Origin of the sequence: Amycolatopsis anabasis, assembly GCF_009765355.1 — a bacterium.
Classification (GTDB): domain Bacteria; phylum Actinomycetota; class Actinomycetes; order Mycobacteriales; family Pseudonocardiaceae; genus Amycolatopsis; species Amycolatopsis anabasis.
On the sequence record NZ_VTHK01000136.1, the window covers coordinates 1 to 3618 of the forward strand.

Below are 3618 nucleotides of genomic sequence, written 5' to 3' on the forward strand. Positions count from 1 at the left end.
ATCCAGCACCAGCGAGGACGACGGGGTGCCCTCGCCGCGGCCGCCACCGGCCTCGGCGGCTTCCTCCCCCTCGTACCCCGACAGCGACTGCAGCACCTGCTGCCGCACCCGGCTCAGATCGGCGCCCAGCTTGACCAGCACCTGCGCGGCGACACCCTCACCCTCGCGGACCAACCCCAGCAACATGTGCTCGGTGCCGATGTACTTGTGCCCCAGCTGCAATGCCTCGCGCAGCGACAGCTCCAGCACCTTCTTCGCCCGCGGCGTGAACGGCATGTGCCCGCCCGCGGGCTTCCGCCCCCGGCCGATGAGGTCCTCCACCTCCCGCCGCACGCTCTCCAGGGAAACGCCCAGCGACTCCAGCACCTTGGCGGCGACACCCTCACCCTCATGGACCAGCCCCAGGAGGAGGTGCTCGGTCCCCATGGAGTTGTGGTTGAGCGCCCTGGCTTCTTCCTGAGCCAGCACAACCACCCGCCTCGAGCGGTCGGTGAACCTCTCGAACATCCCCATCTCGCACTCCTCGGACTACCGCACCGGCGGGGAGGTCCCGCCGCCTTGCCTACGCCCCAGCTTTCCCGGATGACCCGCATCGGTCATCCCGCGAGCGCGGCAGGCATTCCACATGATACGAACATCTGGTCACGGTATCCAAGAAACCCGCAGGTCAAGCCGTGGGTCAAGTCCGCAGGTCAGCCGCGCGGCGGCGCTGTTGTTCGCGGAAAGCGGACTCCCGGAGTGACGCGTCGCCACTCGGCACCCCAACCGGTCAACCGGGGCCGCACGGCTTCGAACACGATCGGGAACCAGACCGAGAACGGCAGCCGCGCGGACATCTCCGCCAGCTCGGCGGCCGTGACGAACGCGACCTCCACCACTTCGGAGCCGTCCGGCCGGGGTTCGGCATCGATCTCGCCCGCGAAGAGGTGGTTGTACTCGTGTTCGACCAGCCCGGAATCCGGATCGGGTAGCCGATAGGTGACCGTGCCGGCATCGGCCAGCCGCACCGGCGCGACGCCCAGCTCTTCGGACGTGCGCCGGGCCGCCGCGCGCGCGGGCGGCTCCCCCGGAAAGGGATGCCCGCAGCAGGCGTTCGACCACACCCCTGGCGAGTGGTACTTCGACAGCGCCCGGCGCTGGAGCAGCATGCGCCCGTCGCGGTCGAAGAGGAACACCGAGAACGCGCGGTGCAGCCGCCCCGGCGGCCGGTGCGCGGAAAGCTTCTCCGCCGTGCCGATCGTGCCACCGCCCGCGTCGACGAGTTCCAGGAGAATATGCTCGTCCGAACCGGGATCCGTTGGCATGCAAAGCACTCCATACTGTGACGGCGGGCGAGACTCCCGGTCACGTTACACGCACGCCCGGCCGCGATTGACGATCGCCGAGAACGTTCAGTCAACCGAATGAACTTCGTTTACTGTCAACGGGATTCGGTATTCGCCGCGGGTGGCGGTGTGCTCCGACCAGAACTCCAACACCGTGACGACGTTCCGCGTCGACACCACGACCGGAGTGCTGACGCCCTGAGTGGCCGAGCCGTGCTCGTCCACCCCCGCCAGGACGTCGTTGCCGAGCGCGAGGGCGGGTGCGGACAAGGCACCCCCGAAGCAGCCGATCCCGGCGAAGAACACGGCGACGCTCCTGCGCAGCGTCGGCAGCGGCCGGCGGCGTGCACGGCTGAACCTGGACAAGTCGTTCCCCAATCGCGATGACCCGGTGCCCCGGGACCAACCTGGCGCGGAGAACCTGCAAAAACCTTTCGAAGTCCTGCAATGCCTGGTCAGGGCCATGGGAGCCACATCGGCGACGGGGATCAGCCGCGCAACTTCAGGGTGCTGGCGGCGTGTTCGGTCCAGGCGGCGAGAAACCGTTCCGCATCGAGATCGCCGGGCGTGTGCCCGATGAGGACCCGCAGCAGCGGGAAGTAGGTCAGCGAGGCCAGGAGCACGGCCGCGGTCGCCTCGGGATCGGCGACGTCCAGGGCGCCGCGTTCGCGTTCCGCGCTGACCCACGCGGCGCCCTGGTCGTAGGCGTTCGCGAGCACGCCCTGCCACATCTGCTCGAAAAGTTCGGGAAATCCGTCGAACTCGCGCAGCATGATCCGGATGAGGTCGCGGTCGCCGTCGATCACGTCCCAGACGACGTTCGCCAGGCGGCGCAGGGCCGCGCGGCCGTCCTCGTCCTGCGCCGCCACGGCCGCGTGGCTCCGCGCGGCCGTCTTCTCGAAATGCCGGTGCACGGCCGCTTCGAGCAGCGCCCGTTTCGACGGGAAGTGCTTGTACAGCGCGCCCGAGCCAGGGGTCAGACCGCAGGCGACCTGGATGTCGGCGACCGAGGTCGCGGCGTAGCCCTGGGTCGAGAACAGCCGGATCGCCTCGTCGATGAGGCGTTGCCGGGTAACGCCGGGGGTGGATCTCGCCATAGTAAGAGAGTACTCTCTCACTATGCGAGTGTTCGTCACGGGCGGCACCGGCGCGATCGGTGGTTACGCGATCCCGGCCCTGGTCGAGGCGGGGCACGCGGTGACCGCACTGGCCCGGACGCCGCAGAAGGCGGCCGCGCTCACCGCGCAGGGCGCCACCGCGGTCTCGGTTTCCCTGTTCGACCGGTCCGCCCTGACGGCGGCCTTCGCCGGTCACGAGGTGGTGGTGAACCTGGCTTCCGCGCTGCCGTCGACGGCGCGGTTCCTGAGCGGCAAGGCGTGGCGGAACAACAACCGGGTACGCGAGGAGGGCTCGGCGGCCGTCGTCGACGCCGCCTCGGCCGCCGGTGTCGGCCGGGTGGTCCAGGAGTCGGTCAGCATGCTCTACCGCGACCAGGGGGCGAACTGGGTCGACGAGGACTCCCCCGTCGACCGGTATCCGAACACCCTGGGCAACCACGCGGCGGAGGCGAACGCGAACCGCTTCGGCGGGACGGCGGTCGTCCTGCGGTTCGGCTTGTTCTACGGCCCGGGCGCCGCGCACAGCGAACAGTTCCTCGCGCAGGCCCGGCACCACATCGGCCTGGTGCTGGGCCCGGCGGGCACCTATCTCTCGTCCATCCACCTGGCCGACGCGGCCAGTGCCGTGGTCGCGGCGCTGGCCGCCCCCGCCGGTACGTACAACGTGGTCGACGACGAACCACTGTCCAAACGCGACTATGCCGCCGCGCTCTCCGCGGCCGCGGGCAAGACCCCGTGGGTGCGCGGGCCCGGCCGGGCCGCGCTGCTCCTCGGCGATCGGCTCACCTCGCTGACCCGCTCCCTGCGCGTCAGCAACGCCAAGTTCCGGTCCGCGACCGGCTGGTCGCCGCGCTACCCCAGCGCGCGGGAAGGCTGGCTCGCCACCGCCGCAGCACTGTCGTGAGTGGTGCGGGCGGTTCTGATCCGAAAACAGAAGAACTTCCGGCTGGGAGGCGTTCGCGGTCGCCGTCGCCGAAGGTTTTCCGGCTCGCTGAGGAGGCCTGGTGGTGGTCACCTACCGAGATGGGGAACTCGGTGTCCCGTTTCGGTAGCCCGAGTTCCCCGTTCCGGGAGTTGGCGGCGACAATGCGTGTCTGCCCCGCAGGCCAAAGGGAACCTGAACCGCCCCGGGTCTGATGGAGGCTCCTCGTGTGAGTGAGGATGTGGATCATGGC

The 3618-nt window shown here is 69.7% G+C and carries 5 protein-coding genes; 1 reads left to right on the forward strand and 4 read right to left on the reverse strand.

Annotation, left to right across the window (positions count from 1 at the left end; genetic code table 11):
• The 4 genes from FXO23_RS50285 to FXO23_RS50300 form a co-directional block, all read right to left on the reverse strand.
• Nucleotides 1-507: Clp protease N-terminal domain-containing protein (locus tag FXO23_RS50285; protein WP_281356769.1), on the reverse strand; the 507-nt coding region annotated here is incomplete at its 3' end.
• A gap of 185 nt (nt 508-692) precedes the next feature.
• Nucleotides 693-1304, reverse strand: coding sequence for an isopentenyl-diphosphate Delta-isomerase (gene idi, locus FXO23_RS50290; RefSeq protein ID WP_158896273.1), 612 nt, complete (start codon nt 1302-1304; stop codon nt 693-695).
• 87 nt (nt 1305-1391) lie between these two features.
• Nucleotides 1392-1631, reverse strand: a complete 240-nt coding sequence (locus FXO23_RS50295; protein WP_158896275.1) for a hypothetical protein — start codon at nt 1629-1631, stop codon at nt 1392-1394.
• Nucleotides 1632-1813: 182 nt separating this feature from the next.
• Nucleotides 1814-2422: a TetR/AcrR family transcriptional regulator gene (locus FXO23_RS50300; protein WP_158896277.1), complete on the reverse strand. Its 609-nt coding sequence runs from the start codon at nt 2420-2422 to the stop codon at nt 1814-1816.
• Nucleotides 2423-2444: 22 nt separating this feature from the next.
• Between FXO23_RS50300 and FXO23_RS50305 the strand changes: the two genes are divergently transcribed.
• Nucleotides 2445-3347, forward strand: a complete 903-nt coding sequence (locus FXO23_RS50305) for an NAD-dependent epimerase/dehydratase family protein (RefSeq protein ID WP_158896279.1) — start codon at nt 2445-2447, stop codon at nt 3345-3347.
• The last annotated feature ends 271 nt before the right edge of the window (nt 3348-3618 follow it).

What these genes read in the sequence shown, in the direction of transcription:
- idi (WP_158896273.1), bottom strand. Translation starts at nt 1,304, where the DNA reads ATGCCAACGGATCCCGGTTCGGACGAGCATATTCTCCTGGAACTCGTC.
- FXO23_RS50300 (WP_158896277.1), bottom strand. Translation starts at nt 2,422, where the DNA reads ATGGCGAGATCCACCCCCGGCGTTACCCGGCAACGCCTCATCGACGAG.
- FXO23_RS50305 (WP_158896279.1), top strand. Translation starts at nt 2,445, where the DNA reads ATGCGAGTGTTCGTCACGGGCGGCACCGGCGCGATCGGTGGTTACGCG.